Here is an 18384-nt window from a genome sequence, read left to right as displayed (position 1 = left end):
TTAGCTCTATCCCCAAAGAACTTACTTGGGCGGCTTAGCTGAACCGAATCTGTCCATGTCTCATAGCTGTAAAACCTATATTTCATTATAACATACCGGAATCATCCATCCGTTGTTCTCTTTTTCTACAGCTCACGACGCTTAGGCAAACAAGCCACTCGCCCATGCCCACAGCCCCGTCAACGCATCCCATAGAAAAAACCGTACTTCCGGCTCCTTGTCAGCGGCATTCGTCCGTCCGCCTCCTTGGTCCGCTTTTGCCGAGACCGCTTGAGCTGCCGCTTCCCCGCTGCCCGCATCAATGAAGCACAACGGAGGAAACAGCACGCACCACCAATTTTGCCCTTTGCCTTGTCCCAGCGTGACCCGAAGCGCTTCATAATCCCCTGCCGGATAGACAAGCCCACCGTACATCTTCGTCGGAAAAGGTACGTTTGCCAATTCCACCTGATGGTCGTACGAAATGCCCCGTCGAGCCAGTTCCGCGCCTACTAAACGGTCAATTTCGGGTAAATGAGCAGCAATCAGCACTCTGGCCTGATCCAAACTTTGCGGGTTTTCCAGCTTGCCAACCCACGCATCCATTTGTTGTACGATGGTATCCCTAATTTCACGTTTTACCAGTTGATCCTCTGGACGATCCGAATTGGCCAAAATGCGCAATCGGATGGAATCATGAGGAATGACGCCCGCTCCTGTCGTTGCCATCCCTGCTACTACAGGCCCTCTTGTCCCTGGTGTCATGGCGGCATCTGTTTTTTGACCTTCCCACGACATCATTAATATTGAAATACAAAATAGTATCATTGCAGCTTGCTTGGCCCAGCTTCTCATCCCAAATCCCCCCAAACTCTATCATGTCTATCAGTCTGTCCTGTTTGGGAGAGGCTAAACCTATCAATCTCGTAAAATGTTCAAGAAGATTTAAAAAACATCCATAGCCCTACATCGAGCAACATGGATCTGCGTACCAAAGCTTGGGAGTAACCCGCGTATACGAAAAAGCCCAGATTTCACAATCTGGACCCTTTTGCATCTCACTATTTTTCTCACCATAAAACACGAAGCTGTATCTAGCCACAATCTGTACACACTAAGCTTTTTTCGCCTTCGTCAAGTTCACTCTGGAAGGCTGTGGCAGATCGTCCTCCAACTCCTGACCGTGTACCTTAATGCTCATAACCAAGCCAATACTAGCCATGTTAATGAGCAACGACGTACCCCCATAGCTTATAAAAGGGAGCGTAATCCCCGTCAGTGGCATGATGCCCAAAAACGCGCCGATATTCTCAAAAATCTGATACAGCAGCATGGACACAATGCCGACGATAAGATAGGGTCCAGCCCGATCACGGCATTCCAGCGAGATCAGGATCATACGGTGTATCAAAATAAAATATAGCAGCAGCAGCACCGATGAGCCGACAAAGCCAAATTCCTCCGCTACGACCACAAAAATAGAATCCGCATAGGTGTAAGGCACACGACCAGATTGCACCGAAGTCCCCTGCAAAAAGCCTTTGCCCATCATTCCACCAGAGGCAATGGCCAACTTGGCGTTTTTCGTATGATAAGATGCCTTCGCTGTCGCTTCTTCCGGTACCAGCCAAGGGTCCAGACGCTCTACCCAGTGACTACGGCCAATGCCCTTCATAAAGGTATCAATCTGATCGTGGAAGGAAATATACGCTTTGATCCCGCCGCCTGCGGCGACTGCAAAAATCGTAAATCCGATCAACGCATGGGAAGCTTTTACATTACCGATCCACAGCATCCCGAGAACGATGACAATGTAACCGAGCGCATTACCCAAGTCATTTTGCGCCATAACCATAGCGAACGGGACAAAGCTCACTAAAGCAACTGGAAGTACATCCTGTATAAAGTAAAGCTTGCTCTTGCGCTTCTTTATCAGCATATAAGCCAGAAAAATAATAAGCACTAGCTTGAATACCTCAGCAGGCTGAAGGTTCAAGCCACCAATTTTCAAAAAGCCCTGAGAGTTGTTAACCGTCCCGCCAAAAAAGCCGAGAGCCAACAGGAATATTCCGCCGCCATATACATACAGCGCTTTTTTAATAAAAATACGAAAATCCACCATCGCCAAACCCAAAACAGCCACAAAACCCAATATATAATACCCGATCATTTTCTGGTAGTCGTTACCGTGCTCCGCAATGTTGGTAGGGCCTCTACCCGCGCTATACACCGTTATGATACTAATCGCCATCAGCAAAACCAGAATGAAGATAACCGGACCGTCAATTTTTTTCAATTTCTGAAGCATGATTTCCCCCTGAGCCGTTTCTCGGTCATACTCCTTTTATTCTAAAGGAAAGACTCGCAAAAAGAAAATGCAGCATTATTCCGCAACGCCCAGGACATGGCGTTCGATTCCAGCAAGGTCCGGAACGATCAGGATCGTATTCCAATGACCTGCCTGCTCCAGCAGTCCAGCCACGTCTCTGGCCTGTCCCATGCCCAGCTCGAACCCGATCAACCGCGGCGGGGCCTGAAGCAGCTCAAGCTGCTCCAGCATCGCCCGATACGGGCCAAGCCCGTCAGGCCCGCCATCCAGTGCCATGCGAGGCTCATGATCGCGCACCTCCGGCTGCAAGCCTGCGATGTCGGCAGCCGGGATATACGGCGGATTGGACACCAGGATGTCCACCGCCTCTCCCGCAAACGGCGCCAGCAGATCGCCTTCGCGCAGCTCCACGGCTGCGCCGTTGGCAGCGGCGTTATGCGCCGCCATCTCCAGCGCTGCGGAGGAAATATCCCCCGCCACCACGCGCCACCGGGGCCGCTCAGCCGCCAGCGTGACGGCAATCGCCCCGCTGCCCGCGCCGATATCGAGCGCCTGCGGAGCGCCGTCCGGCCACAATCGGTCGCCGTGCTGAAGAATAGCCTCGACCAGCAGTTCTGTCTCGGGCCGCGGAATCAGCACCGACGGCGAAACCGCGAACGGACGGCCATAAAACTCCTGCCGTCCGATAATATACTGCGCTGGCTCACCCGCTGCTTTGCGGGCTATGACCGCTTCCCACGCCTCTTTGTCGGAGGCTGGGAACGGATCGCCCAGCGCAGCGTAGAACGCCGTGCCTTCCAGCCCGAGCACATGCTCCAGCAGCAGGCGGGCGTTATGCTGCGGCTCCAGCACGCCGCAGCTCCCTAAAAAAGAAGAAGCCTCAACTAAGGCTTCTCTGATACTCATGCTCCGTTCCAACGACATCCGATACACAAGATCGCGTTCGTGTCCCAAAACTTAAACCTCTTGTTCCATCAAATCAGCCTGCTCTGCAATCGTGAGCGCCGATACGATTTCTTCGATCTCCCCGTTCATCACCTGATCCAGCTTGTGCATGGTCAGCCCGATGCGGTGATCTGTTACACGGCTTTGCGGGAAGTTGTAGGTACGAATGCGCTCACTGCGATCTCCGGTACCTACTTTGCTCTTACGCTCGCCTGCATATTTGGCTTCCTCTTCCTGACGAAGCATATCCGAAATACGGGCACGCAAAACCTGGAGTGCCTTCTCCTTGTTGGAGTTTTGGGATTTGCCGTCCTGACAGGTTGCCATAATGCCTGTTGGCATATGCGTTACACGTACCGCCGACTTGGTCGTATTAACGGACTGACCGCCAGCACCGCTGGAGCAGAACGTATCTACGCGGATATCCTTGTCGGAAATTTCAACATCCACTTCTTCGGCCTCAGGCATAACGGATACCGTAGATGTAGATGTATGAATACGTCCGCCGGATTCCGTCGTCGGAATTCGCTGTACGCGGTGTGCTCCGCTTTCGAATTTCATTTTGCTGTATGCGCCGCGTCCGTTAATCATGAAAATAACCTCTTTGAAGCCCCCAAGGTCATTCATGTTCGCGTCCATCAGCTCTACACGCCAGCCTTGGGTATCGGCATAACGAGTGTACATCCGGTACAGATCCGCCGCGAACAATGCCGCTTCGTCACCACCCGCTGCACCACGAATCTCGATAATCACATTCTTATCATCATTCGGGTCCTTCGGCAGCAGCAAAATGCGAATTTTTTCGTCCAGCTCCCGTTTGCGGGCACTGAGCTCATCAATCTCCATCTTCACCATTTCACGCATCTCGTCGTCCAGCTTTTCTGCCTGCATGGCTTTAGCAGCGTCCAGCTCTTCAACGACAGTTTTATATTCGGTATATGCTTCATAAGCAGGCTGTAAATCAGACTGTTCTTTGGAATAATCTCTAAGTTTCTTGCTATCGTTCGCTACATCCGGATCGCAGAGCAGTTCGCTCAGTTTATCGTAGCGGTCCGCCAATGATTGCAATCGGTCCAACAAGCGATTCACCTCTTCAGTTAAATTAATATGAAGCCAGATTCAAATTCACTGGCTACAGCTCTTTATTATACCAACTAATTAATTAATTAGCTACTAAAAATACTTCTAATTCATGAATTGAATAACAACAATAATTTCAATAAAAAAAGACATGCACCACAACCCCTTTAACCTGAAGGAATTCAATACCCTAATACACACAAAAAAACGCTAAGCACTGATTGGCTGAGCGTTTTTTCGTTAGAATGGTCGAAATTCCTACTTGCCTTCATAAATCCACTCGACTAATTTCCTATCAAAGGAATGAGGTTCTTCGAACATAGGATTATGCCCACTATGCTCAAAAATTACTTTCTTCACGTTCTCATAGGTGTCATCCACAAGATCCCACAGTGAAACGGGTGCAACCAAATAATCATGTCTCCCTAAACCAATAAATACTGGCTTATTAACATCGGCCAACGATTGTATCAGATTAAGTTTTCCGAATGCTTCTCCCCATAAATGATCAATGATTGTCATATTCGTATATACACCATCCCACATGTAAGCTGCATTAAATGTATAATCGTAAAAACTTTGGGCTCCCATACGAATACACATGTGAACAAACCGTCTCGCGGGATCTTTCTTGATATCATGTTCTAATAAAACAATATCTTTTTCAAAATGCCTCTTTCTCTCTGGACTTGCTGTCTCATTAAAAAATGAAAAGCTTTGCCGCTGTCTTTCTTCGCTATTGGTAGGTGCTGAATTTAACAAAACAACTTTCTGAACATGTTCAGGGTATTTTCTGGCATATTCCAAAGCCATAAAGGCATGTCCGGAATGTCCCAATATGATAAAATCCTCAAGATTAAGGGATTGTCTTGCTGCTTCTATATCATCTAATGCTTTATCCAACGTATAATCTTCGGGTTCTAAAGCTCGGGGCGGCTTCACAAATCCTCTATGATCCAAGAAAATGAACTGAAACTTTTTATATAAATTCTCCGAAAACAAGTGAGGATAATATATACTACTGCCAACCATCAATATTGGCTTTCCATACCCTTTTATACAGTAATTCAACTTAAATCCATCGCTAATTAAATGTTGATTTTTGTTCATTTTAGTAGTCCTCTTTTCTTTTTTATTAAAAGAAGAGCTATCGACAAAATGAAGCTCTTCCTTATACCACTCCCTTTCCTTTTTCCAATTCTCTTGTATTCTCCATGGAACGTTCTAACATTTTAGCTCACCTCTATCGGTTCTTTTTAGCTATGAAATTAAGGGGATTTTAACATATTTTCTTTCAAAATCGAGCTAAGGATATGGATTTATCCTAAACAATAAAAAAAGCCGCCACCCAACACAGGCAGCGACTACTTTATTTAGAACAATGTTTTATACTGCAAACCTAATGTTATACATTAAAACGGAAATGCATAACGTCTCCGTCTTGTACCACATATTCCTTACCTTCCAAACGAAGCTGACCACGTTCCTTAGCCCCGTTCATAGAGCCAGCAGCGACCAAATCGTTGTAGGATACAACCTCGGCACGAATAAATCCGCGTTCAAAATCCGTGTGGATAACGCCCGCAGCCCCCGGTGCTTTAGTTCCTTTGTGAATGGTCCATGCGCGTACTTCCTGCACACCTGCTGTGAAATACGTATACAGACCCAACAACCGGTAAGCGGCTTTGATCAGACGATTCAGACCGGATTCAGCCAGTCCCAGTTCCTCCAGGAACATCGCCTTATCTTCGCCTTCCAGCTCGGCAATTTCAGATTCTACTTTGGCGCTAATCGGCACTACTTCTGCATTTTCCGCTACAGCAAAATCACGTACCTTTTGCACATATGGATTGCTGTCGGCTTCCGTTACGCCGTCTTCGCTGACATTAGCAGCGTACAGTACAGGCTTCATCGTAAGCAAATGAAGATCACGTACAATCAGTTGTTCTTCATCCGACAATTCCACGCTGCGCGCAGGCTTATCAGCATACAGTGATTCCTTGATCCGCTCCAGCACTTCAACTTCCTGGGTGTATTGCTTGTTGCCACCCTTCATGTTTTTGCGGGAACGCTCAATGCGCTTGTCTACGCTTTCGATATCCGCCAGAATCAGCTCCAGATTAATGGTCTGAATGTCACTGATCGGGTCGATTTTGCCGTCCACATGGGTGATGTTCTCATCTTCAAAACAACGCACCACATGTACAATCGCATCCACTTCACGAATATGAGCCAGAAACTTGTTACCCAAACCCTCGCCCTTGCTCGCACCGCGTACAAGTCCTGCAATATCAACAAATTCAAAAGCTGTCGGCACCGTTTTGTTCGGCACAACCAGTTCAGTCAGCTTATCCAGCCGCTCGTCCGGTACTTCAACGACACCCACATTCGGGTCAATCGTACAAAATGGATAGTTTGCGGATTCCGCACCCGCCTGCGTTATTGCGTTAAACAGTGTTGATTTGCCCACGTTCGGCAAGCCCACAATCCCCGCTTTTAAAGCCATAATCAGAACAACTCCCGTTTATATAAAATGTGCGTTATGCCATCCGTTAGTTTACCAACCCACATTATATATGAGAACCCATACATGCGGCAAGCATACGACTGTGACTTTCAGGATTTTGCTATATCCTCTACTTCTTCATTTAAATCTCTTTGCTCATCTGAATATCCGTAACCCGATAGCCTGACTTGCGGTACACATGCAAAGCCCGCTCATTATGCCCAAATACGTGCAAACCGATGCGAACGGCTCCCAGCCTGCGAGCTTCCTGTTCCAAAGCCCCCATCGCCAATGTGCCTAGCCCCCGCCCCTGATATGAATCGTAGACGAGAATATCCAGCAGAAAAGCTTCTTTTCCTTGTGCGCTATCCGTCATATTGAACCAGATATAGCCCGCTTCCTCTTGGCTCTCCACAACATCCGTATTCGAATACATCAGCATGTAAAGGTGAGCATGGGGAGTATCCAATCTCTGTGGCAGGTATCGGGCAAAGCTTTCTGCCGCGCGTTCCGGCGCTTCTTCCACCGTCCATGTGCCTGCCTGAATTTTTTCGTCCGCGTAGTCCGCGAGCGAGCGCTGCTCAAACCGTTCATATTGCTCTGCGTCCATTGGTACCAGGGTTACAATGCTGCTCATGCGTTCGCCTTCTTCCTCAACCGAGTTGTGTCTCTAAGTTCCTTAATATCAGCTACTCCAATTCCGAACATGACTGTTCGCAGTTCCAGCTCCACCTGCTCCAGCCGCGCTTCGAGCGCCTCTGTGGAGGCGACCGCCGATCCGAGCAGCGACCGTCCGAAACCCGCCATATCAGCGCCCAAGGCAAGCGCCTTGGCTGCATCGACACCGTCTCTCAGTCCGCCACTGCCGATCACTGCGCCATTCGGCTGCGCCGCCCTGACTTCTACGATACAATCTGCGGTGGAGTTTCCCCAATCCGCAAATGCTTTCGCCGCTGCACGGCGTACAGGATCAGAATTGCGGAATTTTTCCACCTGACTCCAGCTTGTCCCGCCTGCGCCCGCCACATCAATAAAAGCTGCACCCGCATCATACAGTCTCGAAGCCGTCTCGCCATCTATGCCCCAGCCTACTTCCTTCACGCCTACGGGCACTGAAAGCTGGCGGCACAGCTCTTCAATACGTCCAAGCAATCCGCCAAAATCCAGATTCCCCTCGGGTTGGAAAACCTCCTGCAATCCGTTCAAATGCAGTACAAGCATGTCCGCTCCGGCAATCTCTACCGCACGGCGACAGTCGTCCACGCCAAATCCGTAGTTCAACTGCACTGCTCCCAGATTGGCAAGGATCGGAATATTCGGTGCCAAGCGACGAACCGCAAAGGTCGGAGCCAGTTCTTCTTTTTCCACCGCAGCTCGCACCGAGCCTACTCCCAGCGCCCAGCCGCGTTTCTCCGCTGTTTCTGCCAAGCGCTCATTAATCGCTCCCGTCTCCGCGCTGCCGCCTGTCATGGAGCTAATCAGCAGCGGCGTTCGCACTGCGCGCCCCAGAAAAGTAGTGTCCAAACGTACCTCATCAAAATGCAGTTCAGGCAGTGCACAGTGTTTAAAGGCATAGCGCTCCAGTCCATTCGTGATGCCTTGGCCTGCCACGTCCTCTTGCAAACAAAGGCGGACATGCTCTATTTTCCGTTCACCTGTGCGTGCAGCAGGCAGCAAAGAACCGGATTTGCCGGAACTCTCAGGTGTTTCAGATTTATTTTCCACATTACTCATCTATGTCCCACCTCATTCAGGTCACTTCATGTATTTACATTGGTCTGAAAACACAAATAAGACCGCTCCCGAACACGGTAACCGATCTATTTATGTATGATTACAGGAAATTATTTAGATACTTTTATTGTAGCATGGATGGAAAAATATATACACAAAATCGCGAGCCTTTCCTCTGCTTATATAAACCGTTCAGGTGAGTTTTATTTGTACCTTAGTCCTCAATGTCAGCGTAATAATCATTTTTTTGCTTTTCCCAGTACCGTCTGTCTTCATCTGTAATTTCCCTTAGCACTTTACATGGATTTCCTACGGCAACCACATTATCAGGAATGTCTTTGGTAACGATAGATCCCGCCCCGATAACTACATTATTTCCAATATTCACTCCTGGAGTGATTACGGTATTTGCGCCAATCCATACACTGTTCCCAATCGTTATCGGTTTACCAAATTCGAGCAAGGTGTTGCGTACATCTGAATCTATCGGATGCCCAGCCGTATATACACCTACCCTGGGGCCGAAAAAAACATGATCCCCTATTGTTACTTTCGCTACGTCAATAATGATGCAGTCATAATTGGCATAGAACTGATTGCCCACTGTAATGTGACAGCCATAGTCACAGCGAAATGGGGGTTCGATATATATCTCCTGACCTGTAGACTCGAACAGTTGTTTAAGTAGCTCTACCCGGTACTCCTGTTGCTCTTCCGTACTGTTATTGAACAAGCGGGTAAGCATTCTCGATTTCTTGCTATCCTTTGCTAATTCTTTTCCACCAGCCATATATAATTTGCCTTCTAACATATTTTCTTTATTCGTTGCCATGTACACTTTCCTTCCTGTTTAAAAGGTTTTCATTTCACTCCATGAAGTTGGACAAATGCCAGATACTAAATTATAGTATAGTTTATTATTATACTTTTAATAAGTATTGTCAAAAGAGCGGACGGATACCTGAAACGACATGTCCCACTTAAAGCTTGGTCCATTCTTTGCGGCTTTTAGATAAGGAGCGGTAAGGAGTTTTTTGCATGACAGCACAGCTTTCCAAAGATCCAAAGTTCGTTCGCAATATGCTATTCTTATTATTTGCTCTTCCAGGTGTGGCTTTTGCATCTTGGGTCTCCCGAACACCTACAGTCCGGGATACACTGGGTGCTTCAACTGCGGAGATGGGAGTTATTATTTTCATGTGAAATGCTTTCTTGCTGATCCTTCGTACGCCCGTTGCCAAACTTGAATATCAAAATGCCTCCGATAATGACCAGCACGCCGATCAGCTTGGTGAAGGTGAACGGAATCTTTTCCAGTCCCAGCCATCCTAACGAATCCCACAGCAAAGCAGTGCCCAATTGTGCCGTTAATACGATAGAGATCGCATAAGTCGGACCAAGCAGCTTCACTCCTTGTACCAGACAGAACACCACGCCAACACCAATCATTCCACTGAACCAGTACCACGGCTGCATATGCTGTAGTGTAAATGTATTTTTCCCTGCAAAAATAAGACTGCCGAGCAAGGAGGCCAGAAACCCCGTTCCCAGCACAAGTGTGGTTGTAGCCCATGAACCTGTCCGTTCGTTCACCTTATTATTGAATATCGTTTGCAGGCTAACAAAGGCTCCTGCGATAACCGCCAGTACAATTCCTGATAACATGATTTCAGCTCTCCCCGCTAATTCTTTTACGAATGATTATGCTTCATAAATATTATGGCCTGCCAGTTGGCCCAAACCTTCTCTGTCACGAATTACAATATAGCCCCGTGCTCGTTCCACCAATCCCTCTGCGCTCATCTTGCGAATCACACGGTTGAGATGCCTATAGCTGGTTCCGATTAAATTCGCCACATCTACGAGACTGGATGCCCGCAGTTCCTCATGGAAAGAAGCATCACCTTCGTCAAAAGAAACGGATAGCAGGTAACTGGCCAGCCTGACTTCCACGGGATACATTAAGTTAAAGCTGGAAAAGTCGGAATCCATGCAAAACTTCCGGGTAACGATATCCAGCAAAAATTGCAGCATTGGAGCGTAGTCTCTGCCATATTTATTCATCCACTGGTGGTGAATACTGATTACATATATAGGAGACACAGCCTCCACCGTGTTGATCACGTTGCTGCTGCGAATATATTCAACATCTCCTATGATCTCAATCGGTGTTTTAAAGCAGAGAACCAGTGTTTTGCCTTCCGTTGAACTGGTATAAATCTTGACCTTGCCCTGTACCAATATGTACAGATGTTCAATGGAATCCCCTTGGGAGCACAGCTTTTCCCCTTGTTCCAAACGATGCAGCGACAAATAAGGCCGCAGTGGCTCATGTAGTATGGTTTCTAGCTGATGCAATTGTAAAAAATGCTTCAGTTGCTCTTGATCCTGAATTTCTTTCATGCTTGAGCTCACCTTCGTTTTCTACGTTCTGGGTTCCTTCTCCGAATGAAGTTCTATTTAGAGCTTCAAAATGATCACACCCGCAATCATCATGCCAATGCCTATAAATTGCGGGAGCTTCATCTTCTGCTTCACTACACCGAACCATCCATTTATATCAACCAGGAAGGTCAGACACAACTGAGCAATCAACAGCGCCGAGATCGTGAACGTAACCCCAATATGCTGAATAGCGGTGACTTCACTGAATATGATGATAGCTGCAAAAGCGCCACCCAAGAGATACATGGGCTTTACCTGCTTCATCTCCGCCACATTTCCATCTCGTGTGAACATCCAGATCAATGCCGCCAAAATAACACCCGTCAGTTGAGTAACCGTAGCCGCCTGCCATGTACCGATATCCTGACTAATCCGTGTATTCGCTACCCCTTGCAGCGTAATACAAGCGCCTCCCAAAAAAGCAAACAAAATTCCTCTCATGAATCGTTATTCTCCCTATCTATGTGACTTTTCTATTTATTAAAGTATAGGTTAGTCTCACCATAAAGGACATATGTCCTGAAACAACTCCAACCATCCAACCCTTTCCTTCCGATCATTACGCTTCAATCCTGTACACTTGCGTTAATAACTAGACAGTATCCCATCATAAACTGCATGTTCCGGCACGATAAAATGGAATGCAGCATTCAATTGAGGAGTTGACCGCCATATGGCTAAACATAATCGGCTGCATCGAACAAGCCGCACTATTAAAATCATTATCCTGTTACTCATCCTGTGGCTGATTGCCGTCATGATCTATCAGACCCATAAGCCATTGCCTCCCTTCGTCTCCTATGAAAGTCAGGAGTATTCAACCAACGAGGTGAACTTCTGGACGGATTTGACCTATCCCTCCGGGGATGGAAGTACCGCACAGCATGAAGGGCAAATTTTGAATCGTATGTTTGGGATCATTGATGAAGCCAAACAATTTATCGTCATCGATCTGTTTCTGTTCAACGATTATAAACATAAGGGCCAGCGCTTCCCCCAAGTCAGCGCACAGATGACCGAGCGTCTGATTGCCAAAAAGAAGGCTCATCCCGATATGCCTATCTTTTTCATTACAGATGAAGTCAATACCAATTACAATTCATCCCCTAATCATTTGCTGGAGAATATGAAACGAGCGGGAATTCAGGTTGTGCAGACCGATGTGGACCCGCTGCGGGATTCCACGCCGAGCTATTCTGCCGTGTGGCGTACCTTTTTCCAATGGTTCGGACAGCAGGGCACAGGCTGGATTCCCAATCTGATGGCCAGTGACGGACCTGACGTTACGGCACGCTCTTATCTCAAGCTGTTGAACGTCAAGGCCAATCATCGTAAATTGGTTGCCAGCGAGCAGACAGCGCTCATTTCCACAGGCAACGTTCACGATGCGAGTGCATATCACTCCAATGTTGCGCTGGAGGTGAAGGGACCCATCATCGGGGACATTTTACAAACCGAGCAGGCGGTACTGGACTTCTCCGGCGGAGGGCAGCTTCCTGCCTATAGGCCACAAGCAGAAGCCTCTGCTCAACCGGGAAAGGACAACTACCGGATCCAATATCTAACCGAAGGCAAAGTATATACCTCGGTTCTGGATGCCATCGGACAGACCAAACAAGGCGACAGTATTCATATGGGCATGTTTTATTTGGCTGACCGCAGAGTGTTGAACAGCCTGCTGGAGGCCTCCGCGCGTGGTGTGAACATCCAATTGCTGCTAGACCCGAATCAAAACGCGTTTGGACAGGAAAAAATCGGTATCCCCAATCGTCCGGTTGCCAAAGAACTGTCCGATAAATCGGGCGGAAAAATCCAAATCCGCTGGTATAATACGACCCATGAGCAATACCATACCAAGCTAATTTATATTGCCAAGGGACAAGGAGATCACATCATTTTGGGCGGCTCCACGAATTTGACACCACGTAATCTGGACGATCTGAATCTGGAGAATGAATTGCGGGTGGCCGCTCCAGCGGATAGTAAGCTGACCCGACAGATTGCGGCCTATTTTGATACATTGTGGAATAACCGGGGAGCTGAATACAGTCTGGATCTGGAAGCTTACGAGGATAATTCTACATTTTGGAAAGATATACTATATCGTTTACAAGATATGTTGGGCTTTACCACATTTTAAAATTGAGATGGCACTGTAGCGTGCTTACTTTATTCATCAAACCTACAGCAGCGGTGAAAGCAGCCGGGCGAGGGATTCCATCAAACGCTTGAACAGACGCTTTTTCATAAATTCCTCGCGGACGATCAGGCTGGCAGACTGCAAATCCCGCTCATAATCCGCCACCATCTGCTGTACACTATGAGTTCGGATCAACAGAGCGTTCACTTCAAAATTCAGGTGGAAGCTACGCATGTCCATATTAGCCGTCCCGATGGTCGCAACCTCCCCGTCAATAATGAGGAGCTTGGAGTGAAGGAAGCCTTTTTCATACTCATATACCTTGACCCCAACCTCCAGCAACGTTTGAAAGTACGAATGGGATGCGAGGAACGGCAGCCACTTGTCCGGTTTCGCAGGAAACAGAATCCGCACGTCCAAACCGGACAGAGCCGCCATCCGCAGTGCGGTCAAAATATCTTCATCCGGGATAAAGTAAGGCGTGGCAATCCATACCGATTTGCGGGCGGATGTGATCATGGAGAAGAACAGATTTTTGAGCACTCTTCGCTCATTATCCGGGCCGCTGGCAATAATCTGCACGCCTCCGTCCGTAATTGGCTCGATTTTGGGGGACAGATATTCCTTATCCAGCACCGATTCACCCGTCATATGAAGCCAGTCCTGCAAAAATATAAGTTGCAGCGTCCGCACAGCCTCGCCCTTTACGACCATGTGCGTGTCACGCCAAAAGCCGTAGGCTTTGTTGCGGCTGAGGTACTCATCCCCTACATTCAGACCGCCGATCAATCCAATATTGCCGTCGATAACCACAATTTTACGGTGATTACGGTAGTTTACCCGACTGGAAAAGAACAAGATCCGTGCGCCGCCATAAGCGACGACTTCTACCCCCGCATCCCGCATTTCCTTCAAGAAAGTCTTCGACAGCTGAATGCTGCCCACCGCATCGTACATAAACCGCACCTTGACGCCAGCTTTGGCCTTTTCGATCAAGATTTCCTGAATGCTGGTGCCGATATCATCCGACCGAAAAATGTAGTATTCCATGTGGATATGATGCTCTGCCTTGCGTAGTTCCGCCAATAGTGTGGAGAAGGTTTCATCTCCGTTGTTCAAGATTTGGGTTTCCGCCGCAAAATAAATCGGGGAACGGGCCAGCCTGCGTGCCAAACGCATCAACTGCTGCTGCTCATCGGTAAAATAGGTCAAGTCCCGTTTGACGTGCATGGCATCCTTCTCAATACGGTCGTAAGCCTGCTGGTCACGCAATGCCTTTTTGTTATACTTACGGCGTTTGAACACATTTTGCCCAAACAAAAAATAAAGAGGAAGTCCAACCACTGGCAGCAGGGCCAGCAGCAAAATCCAGGACATCGTGGTGGAAGGATTACGATTCTCCGAAAAAATAATCAGACTGATGGAGATAACCGACAGGGTAGAAAAGATACTGATGACGGTTCCTTCATTTGTGCCGATGGAATTAAACAAGCCAAAATAATAAATACCAAAAACCATAGCCGCAATTAACACGGCCAGTAAGCTTCGCCTCATAATTTACCTCATTTCCAATGCACTGCATCCTCATCAAGCAGCAAGAAACAGACACTGTATATATGAACTGGATGATTCATCTTTAAAAAATAGACATCTTCATTATATTGTACATGAGCACCTTATTTCTTCCCACTTTTTTGTTAAGATTTATGAAGAAAAAAAGAATCCGTAGAAAAACTCAAAACAAAACCGGATAAACCCGGGTTGACACTTACTTTTTTTCGTGCAAAAATAAACTAACGAACGTTAGGTAGGTGAAAATGATGGGAATGGAAGACATTCGAAAAGCCGCTCTTTTCCAATTTGCCGCCAATGGGTATGAGGGGGCATCCTTAAGCAATATTGCCGCTGAGGTAGGTATTCGAAAACCTTCTATATATGCGCATTTTCAAGGCAAGGAGGATCTGTTTCTACAGGTGGCGAGGTACGCTTTTCAAGAGCAGAATTTACGTATTTTTGAATACTTTTCGGAACGCAGAGATCAGCCGCTGGAGCATACGCTGCATGACTTCCTGTTTTGGATGGGACAGGAATATGAGAGCAACAACACAGCCAAGTTTATGCTTCGCTTTTCCTTCTTACCGCCTGTGTCTTTGTATTCCGAGGTTCTGGATATTGTTAATCCTTTTCTGGAAAATATGGAGCGAAAATTAACTCGCATCCTCCGGAATGCACGAGATAGGGAACCCTTTGGACATATGGAGCCAGTGGATATGGCTCTATCCTTCATAACACTGCTGGACGGAATCATGGTGGAACTGCTCTATAGTGGCAGCCTGAACTACCACCGAAGATTGAAAGCTGCATGGCCTATTTTTTGGCGCGGGATTACGTTAACCCCGCCTCATGAAGCGTGAAGAACAAGAACATAACGAGTGATTAATTTACAACTATTCTATATTTAAAGGGGAACGCTCATCATGAATCGCAGCTGGATTTATGTTTTTATAGGTGGCCTTATTGAGGTCGTATGGGTCTCGGGTCTGAAGCACGCAGATTCTGCACTCGCCTGGATTGTAACCGTGCTGGCTATGATAGCCAGCTTTTATTTGATCATGAAAGCGGCCAGCCGTTTGCCTGTAGGCACGGTGTACGCTGTATTTACCGGACTTGGAACAGGCGGGACCGTTGTAGGTGAAATGCTACTGTTCGGGGAACCGTTTCAATGGTCCAAAACACTGTTAATCGCGCTTTTGCTGGCAGGTGTCGTAGGCCTGAAATTGGTTACTGACCGGGATGCTCAGGAAGGGAGTGGCGCATAATGGCTTGGATTGCATTGGTTATCGCGGGATGCTCGGAAGTGTTTGGAGTCATTGGCATGAAAGGAGTTACGGTTGGCAAGGGCTGGAAAGCACTCATGCTCATGGTTCTATCTTTTGTCATTAGCTTCTCGCTGCTCAGCTACGCCATGAAGAGTATGCCTATGGGAACTTCCTACGCGGTATGGACAGGCATCGGAACGGTCGGCAGCACGATTACAGGCATGTTCTTGTACGGTGAACAAAAAAGCATATTGCGTGTCCTGTTCATCGCTATGATTCTTGCCGCAGCACTGGGTTTAAAGCTAATTTCTTAAAGGAGTGATGCCTTGTGATTACCACCGTAACGCTTAACGCGGCTGTGGATAAAATCTACACGGTTGCAGGCTTCGGTCTGAATGCCGTCCACCGGATCGAGGGCGGCCTGACGGTGCCGGGCGGCAAAGGCGTGAATGCCTCCCGCGTCATTCGCACTTTGGGCGAGCCTGTGCGGGCGACAGGGTTTGCCGCCGGACACACCGGACGGCTGCTCACCGACGGGTTGAACGCGGAAGGCGTAAGCGCCGATTTCATCGAAACGGCGCAGGGGGAAACCCGTCTCGCCATTACCGTTCTCGACCCGTCCACACGCACGCAGACCGAGCTGATCGAAAGCGGCCCGACTATCGGGCCGCTTGAGCTGGCCACGCTGCGACGCAAAATCACGACCCTTGCCGCGGACTCGGCTTGGGTCGTGTTCTCGGGTAGCCTGCCTCCGGGCTGCCCGCCGGATCTGTACGCCGAGCTGTGCACGCTGGCGAAGGCGCGCGGTGCGCGAGTGGCGCTGGACGCGAGCGGCGAGGCCTTGCGCCTGGGGCTGCGCGGAAGGCCCGACCTCGTGAAGCCTAACGAGGTCGAGGCCGCGCGCTTCGCCGGCATCGACGCAGCGCGCGCGGATGCCGCTGATGCGGCGGCAGCGCAGCTGCTGGAGGCCGGAGCGCAGCTGGCTGTCATCTCGCTCGGCGCGCGCGGAGCGCTGGCGGTGACGCGCGAGGCACGCTACCGCGTGAGCCTGCCGAACGCGGACATTGTCAGCGCGCTCGGCAGCGGTGACGCCATGGTCGCCGGGCTGGTCACCGGCGCGGTGGCGGGGCTGGAGCTCCCGGCCATGCTGCGGCGGGGAGCGGCCTGCGGCACGGCGGCGGCGTTGCACGCCATGGCCGGAAAGATCGAGCTCCAGGACGTGCAACGTCTGGAGCAGGGTATTACAGTGACGCTGTTGTAATCGGCGTCACTTTTTTTATCCATCCAAATATTCGTTTGTTCGATGTTGCGAATGTTTGATGCTCGAAATGTCCTGTTCTCCGACTGACTTACAGCAAAACCCTGTTTTCCAGTATATTTTTCATACAAATATGCGACTTCGAAGGGCCTAACTTGACCAGTGAATCCTGAAACTCTGCAATTTCCTCTACCGACGCGGTTTGTACCTTGATGAGATAATTAAATTCCCCGCTGATGCGAAATAAATCGGTGACCTCCTTCGCTGCTCTACAAAAATCTACCAGCTCCTGGCAATACTCTGTCTTTAATAGAATAAACGTGGTCGTCCCACGATTCAGCTCCCGTAAATTAAATACGGTGCTATACCCGGAAATAATGCCTCGTTCCTCCAGCTTCATCATTCTTTCTTTAACGGAAGGTTGAGACATCGAGATTTCTTTACTGATCTGGGAAATAGATATCCGGGCATCATGCTGAAGCAACTGCATAATTTTGTGATCAATATCGTCTATGTGATGATGCATATCAAGCACCTCCTGCTTCGATCTTAAAAAGTAATGTTTTTTGTGCAAATTAACTTTTATTCAATCACTAATATAGTATAAACTCCTCATTTTTCATATATATGAACCGTATTATTATTCATATAATAAGGTTAACTTATATGTAAGGGGAGATTCTGAATGAGCGTGAAGGGTCTTGCACATGTGGCAATCCAAGCCCAGGATTATCAAGCAACCATTGCATTTTATACGGAGGTGTTGGGATTTAAAAGAGGACATCATTGGAGTCTGCCGTCCTTTCAAATTCGGGAAGCTTCCATGCTCATTTCACCTGATCAAAGAACCTGTCTTGAAATTTTTGATAATGATGCAGTCATTCCTGCTCAAGGAAAAAAAGCTTCCTCCGAGGATGAAATTGCCCACGGTGCTTTGCTGCACTTCGCATTTTATGTGGATGATGTAAACGAAATATACCAAAAAGCCCTTGCTCATGGAGCAAGAACCTTTGTAAAACCGGATCAGCTCACGCTTGGTGAACCCCCTCTGGTGGTAAAAAACGCTGTGATCTACAGCCCCAATGGCGAGGTTATCGAATTTATCGAGGATGTAGATTTTGATATGTCTTATTCCAACTAAAAATAGCC

The 18384-nt window shown here is 48.2% G+C and carries 20 protein-coding genes and 1 pseudogene; 7 read left to right on the top strand and 14 right to left on the bottom strand.

The features are described 5' to 3' along the window. Positions 1-141: 141 nt before the first annotated feature. From spoIIR to QD47_RS11215, 9 genes are all read right to left on the bottom strand, one after another. Entirely contained in the window at positions 142-834 is a 693-nt protein-coding gene (gene spoIIR, locus QD47_RS11255) for a stage II sporulation protein R (protein WP_044646213.1), read from the bottom strand. Positions 835-1093: 259 nt separating this feature from the next. Next, complete coding sequence (locus QD47_RS11250; protein WP_044646212.1) at positions 1094-2287, bottom strand: FtsW/RodA/SpoVE family cell cycle protein; 1194 nt, start codon at positions 2285-2287, stop codon at positions 1094-1096. 75 nt (positions 2288-2362) lie between these two features. Then, on the bottom strand, positions 2363-3262 hold the full coding sequence (gene prmC, locus QD47_RS11245; protein ID WP_044646211.1) for a peptide chain release factor N(5)-glutamine methyltransferase: 900 nt from the start codon (positions 3260-3262) through the stop codon (positions 2363-2365). A 3-nt stretch (positions 3263-3265) separates the two neighbouring features. Next, on the bottom strand, positions 3266-4333 hold the full coding sequence (prfA, locus tag QD47_RS11240; RefSeq protein WP_025683383.1) for a peptide chain release factor 1: 1068 nt from the start codon (positions 4331-4333) through the stop codon (positions 3266-3268). A gap of 258 nt (positions 4334-4591) precedes the next feature. Then, entirely contained in the window at positions 4592-5443 is an 852-nt protein-coding gene (locus QD47_RS11235; RefSeq protein ID WP_044646210.1) for an alpha/beta fold hydrolase, read from the bottom strand. A 295-nt stretch (positions 5444-5738) separates the two neighbouring features. After that, a complete protein-coding gene (gene ychF, locus QD47_RS11230) occupies positions 5739-6839 on the bottom strand; it encodes a redox-regulated ATPase YchF (RefSeq protein WP_014278491.1) in 1101 nt (366 codons plus the stop codon). Positions 6840-6981: 142 nt separating this feature from the next. After that, positions 6982-7476, bottom strand: a complete 495-nt coding sequence (locus tag QD47_RS11225) for a GNAT family N-acetyltransferase (RefSeq protein WP_044646209.1) — start codon at positions 7474-7476, stop codon at positions 6982-6984. Continuing rightward, positions 7473-8573: a type 2 isopentenyl-diphosphate Delta-isomerase gene (gene fni, locus QD47_RS11220; RefSeq protein WP_044646208.1), complete on the bottom strand. Its 1101-nt coding sequence runs from the start codon at positions 8571-8573 to the stop codon at positions 7473-7475. The genes QD47_RS11225 and fni overlap by 4 nt, the downstream gene beginning before the upstream one ends. A gap of 214 nt (positions 8574-8787) precedes the next feature. Continuing rightward, a complete protein-coding gene (locus QD47_RS11215) occupies positions 8788-9405 on the bottom strand; it encodes a sugar O-acetyltransferase (protein ID WP_044646207.1) in 618 nt (205 codons plus the stop codon). A gap of 206 nt (positions 9406-9611) precedes the next feature. Here QD47_RS11215 and QD47_RS32515 point away from each other — a divergent pair. Beyond that, positions 9612-9770, top strand: a pseudogene (locus QD47_RS32515) (MFS transporter); the annotation flags it as partial. On the opposite strand, the gene QD47_RS11205 reads toward QD47_RS32515, so the two are convergent. Genes QD47_RS11205 through QD47_RS11195 form a run of 3 tightly spaced genes read right to left on the bottom strand, consistent with a single transcriptional unit; the run spans position 9741 to position 11459 of the window. Next, a complete protein-coding gene (locus tag QD47_RS11205; RefSeq protein WP_044646205.1) occupies positions 9741-10238 on the bottom strand; it encodes a DMT family transporter in 498 nt (165 codons plus the stop codon). The pseudogene QD47_RS32515 and the gene QD47_RS11205 overlap by 30 nt on opposite strands. A gap of 36 nt (positions 10239-10274) precedes the next feature. Next, a complete protein-coding gene (locus QD47_RS11200; RefSeq protein ID WP_044646204.1) occupies positions 10275-10976 on the bottom strand; it encodes a Crp/Fnr family transcriptional regulator in 702 nt (233 codons plus the stop codon). A 57-nt stretch (positions 10977-11033) separates the two neighbouring features. After that, entirely contained in the window at positions 11034-11459 is a 426-nt protein-coding gene (locus QD47_RS11195) for a DMT family transporter (RefSeq protein WP_044646203.1), read from the bottom strand. 232 nt (positions 11460-11691) lie between these two features. On the opposite strand from QD47_RS11195, the gene QD47_RS11190 reads away from it, so the two are divergent. Next, complete coding sequence (locus tag QD47_RS11190) at positions 11692-13158, top strand: phospholipase D family protein (RefSeq protein ID WP_044646202.1); 1467 nt, start codon at positions 11692-11694, stop codon at positions 13156-13158. 42 nt (positions 13159-13200) lie between these two features. On the opposite strand, the gene cls is transcribed toward QD47_RS11190, so the two are convergent. Then, the gene (cls, locus tag QD47_RS11185; protein WP_044646201.1) at positions 13201-14712 is read right to left on the bottom strand and encodes a cardiolipin synthase; all 1512 of its coding nucleotides are present in this window, start codon (positions 14710-14712) and stop codon (positions 13201-13203) included. A gap of 266 nt (positions 14713-14978) precedes the next feature. Between cls and QD47_RS11180 the strand changes: the two genes are divergently transcribed. The 4 genes from QD47_RS11180 to QD47_RS11165 all read left to right on the top strand — a co-directional run bounded on the left by QD47_RS11180 (position 14979) and on the right by QD47_RS11165 (position 17238). Beyond that, complete coding sequence (locus QD47_RS11180) at positions 14979-15572, top strand: TetR/AcrR family transcriptional regulator (RefSeq protein WP_044646200.1); 594 nt, start codon at positions 14979-14981, stop codon at positions 15570-15572. 63 nt (positions 15573-15635) lie between these two features. Then, positions 15636-15977 carry a DMT family transporter gene (locus QD47_RS11175; protein WP_014278502.1) on the top strand — a complete coding sequence of 114 codons (342 nt, stop codon included), beginning with the start codon at positions 15636-15638 and terminating at the stop codon, positions 15975-15977. Continuing rightward, positions 15977-16291 (top strand): DMT family transporter, encoded by a 315-nt coding sequence (locus QD47_RS11170; protein WP_044646199.1) that lies wholly within the window; start codon positions 15977-15979, stop codon positions 16289-16291. The genes QD47_RS11175 and QD47_RS11170 overlap by 1 nt, the downstream gene beginning before the upstream one ends. A gap of 14 nt (positions 16292-16305) precedes the next feature. Next, complete coding sequence (locus QD47_RS11165; protein ID WP_044646198.1) at positions 16306-17238, top strand: 1-phosphofructokinase family hexose kinase; 933 nt, start codon at positions 16306-16308, stop codon at positions 17236-17238. Between the two features lie 88 nt (positions 17239-17326). Here QD47_RS11165 and QD47_RS11160 read toward each other — a convergent pair whose 3' ends face one another. Then, complete coding sequence (locus tag QD47_RS11160; protein WP_044646197.1) at positions 17327-17761, bottom strand: Lrp/AsnC family transcriptional regulator; 435 nt, start codon at positions 17759-17761, stop codon at positions 17327-17329. Positions 17762-17920: 159 nt separating this feature from the next. On the opposite strand from QD47_RS11160, the gene QD47_RS11155 reads away from it, so the two are divergent. Continuing rightward, the gene (locus QD47_RS11155; RefSeq protein ID WP_044646196.1) at positions 17921-18376 is read left to right on the top strand and encodes a VOC family protein; all 456 of its coding nucleotides are present in this window, start codon (positions 17921-17923) and stop codon (positions 18374-18376) included. Positions 18377-18384: the final 8 nt, after the last annotated feature.

The sequence above is a fragment of the Paenibacillus terrae genome, from assembly GCF_000943545.1.
In the GTDB taxonomy this organism is placed as follows: Bacteria; Bacillota; Bacilli; order Paenibacillales; family Paenibacillaceae; genus Paenibacillus; species Paenibacillus terrae_A.
The sequence above is the reverse complement of the archived record's forward strand: the minus strand, read 5'-3'. Positions and strand labels throughout refer to the sequence as shown.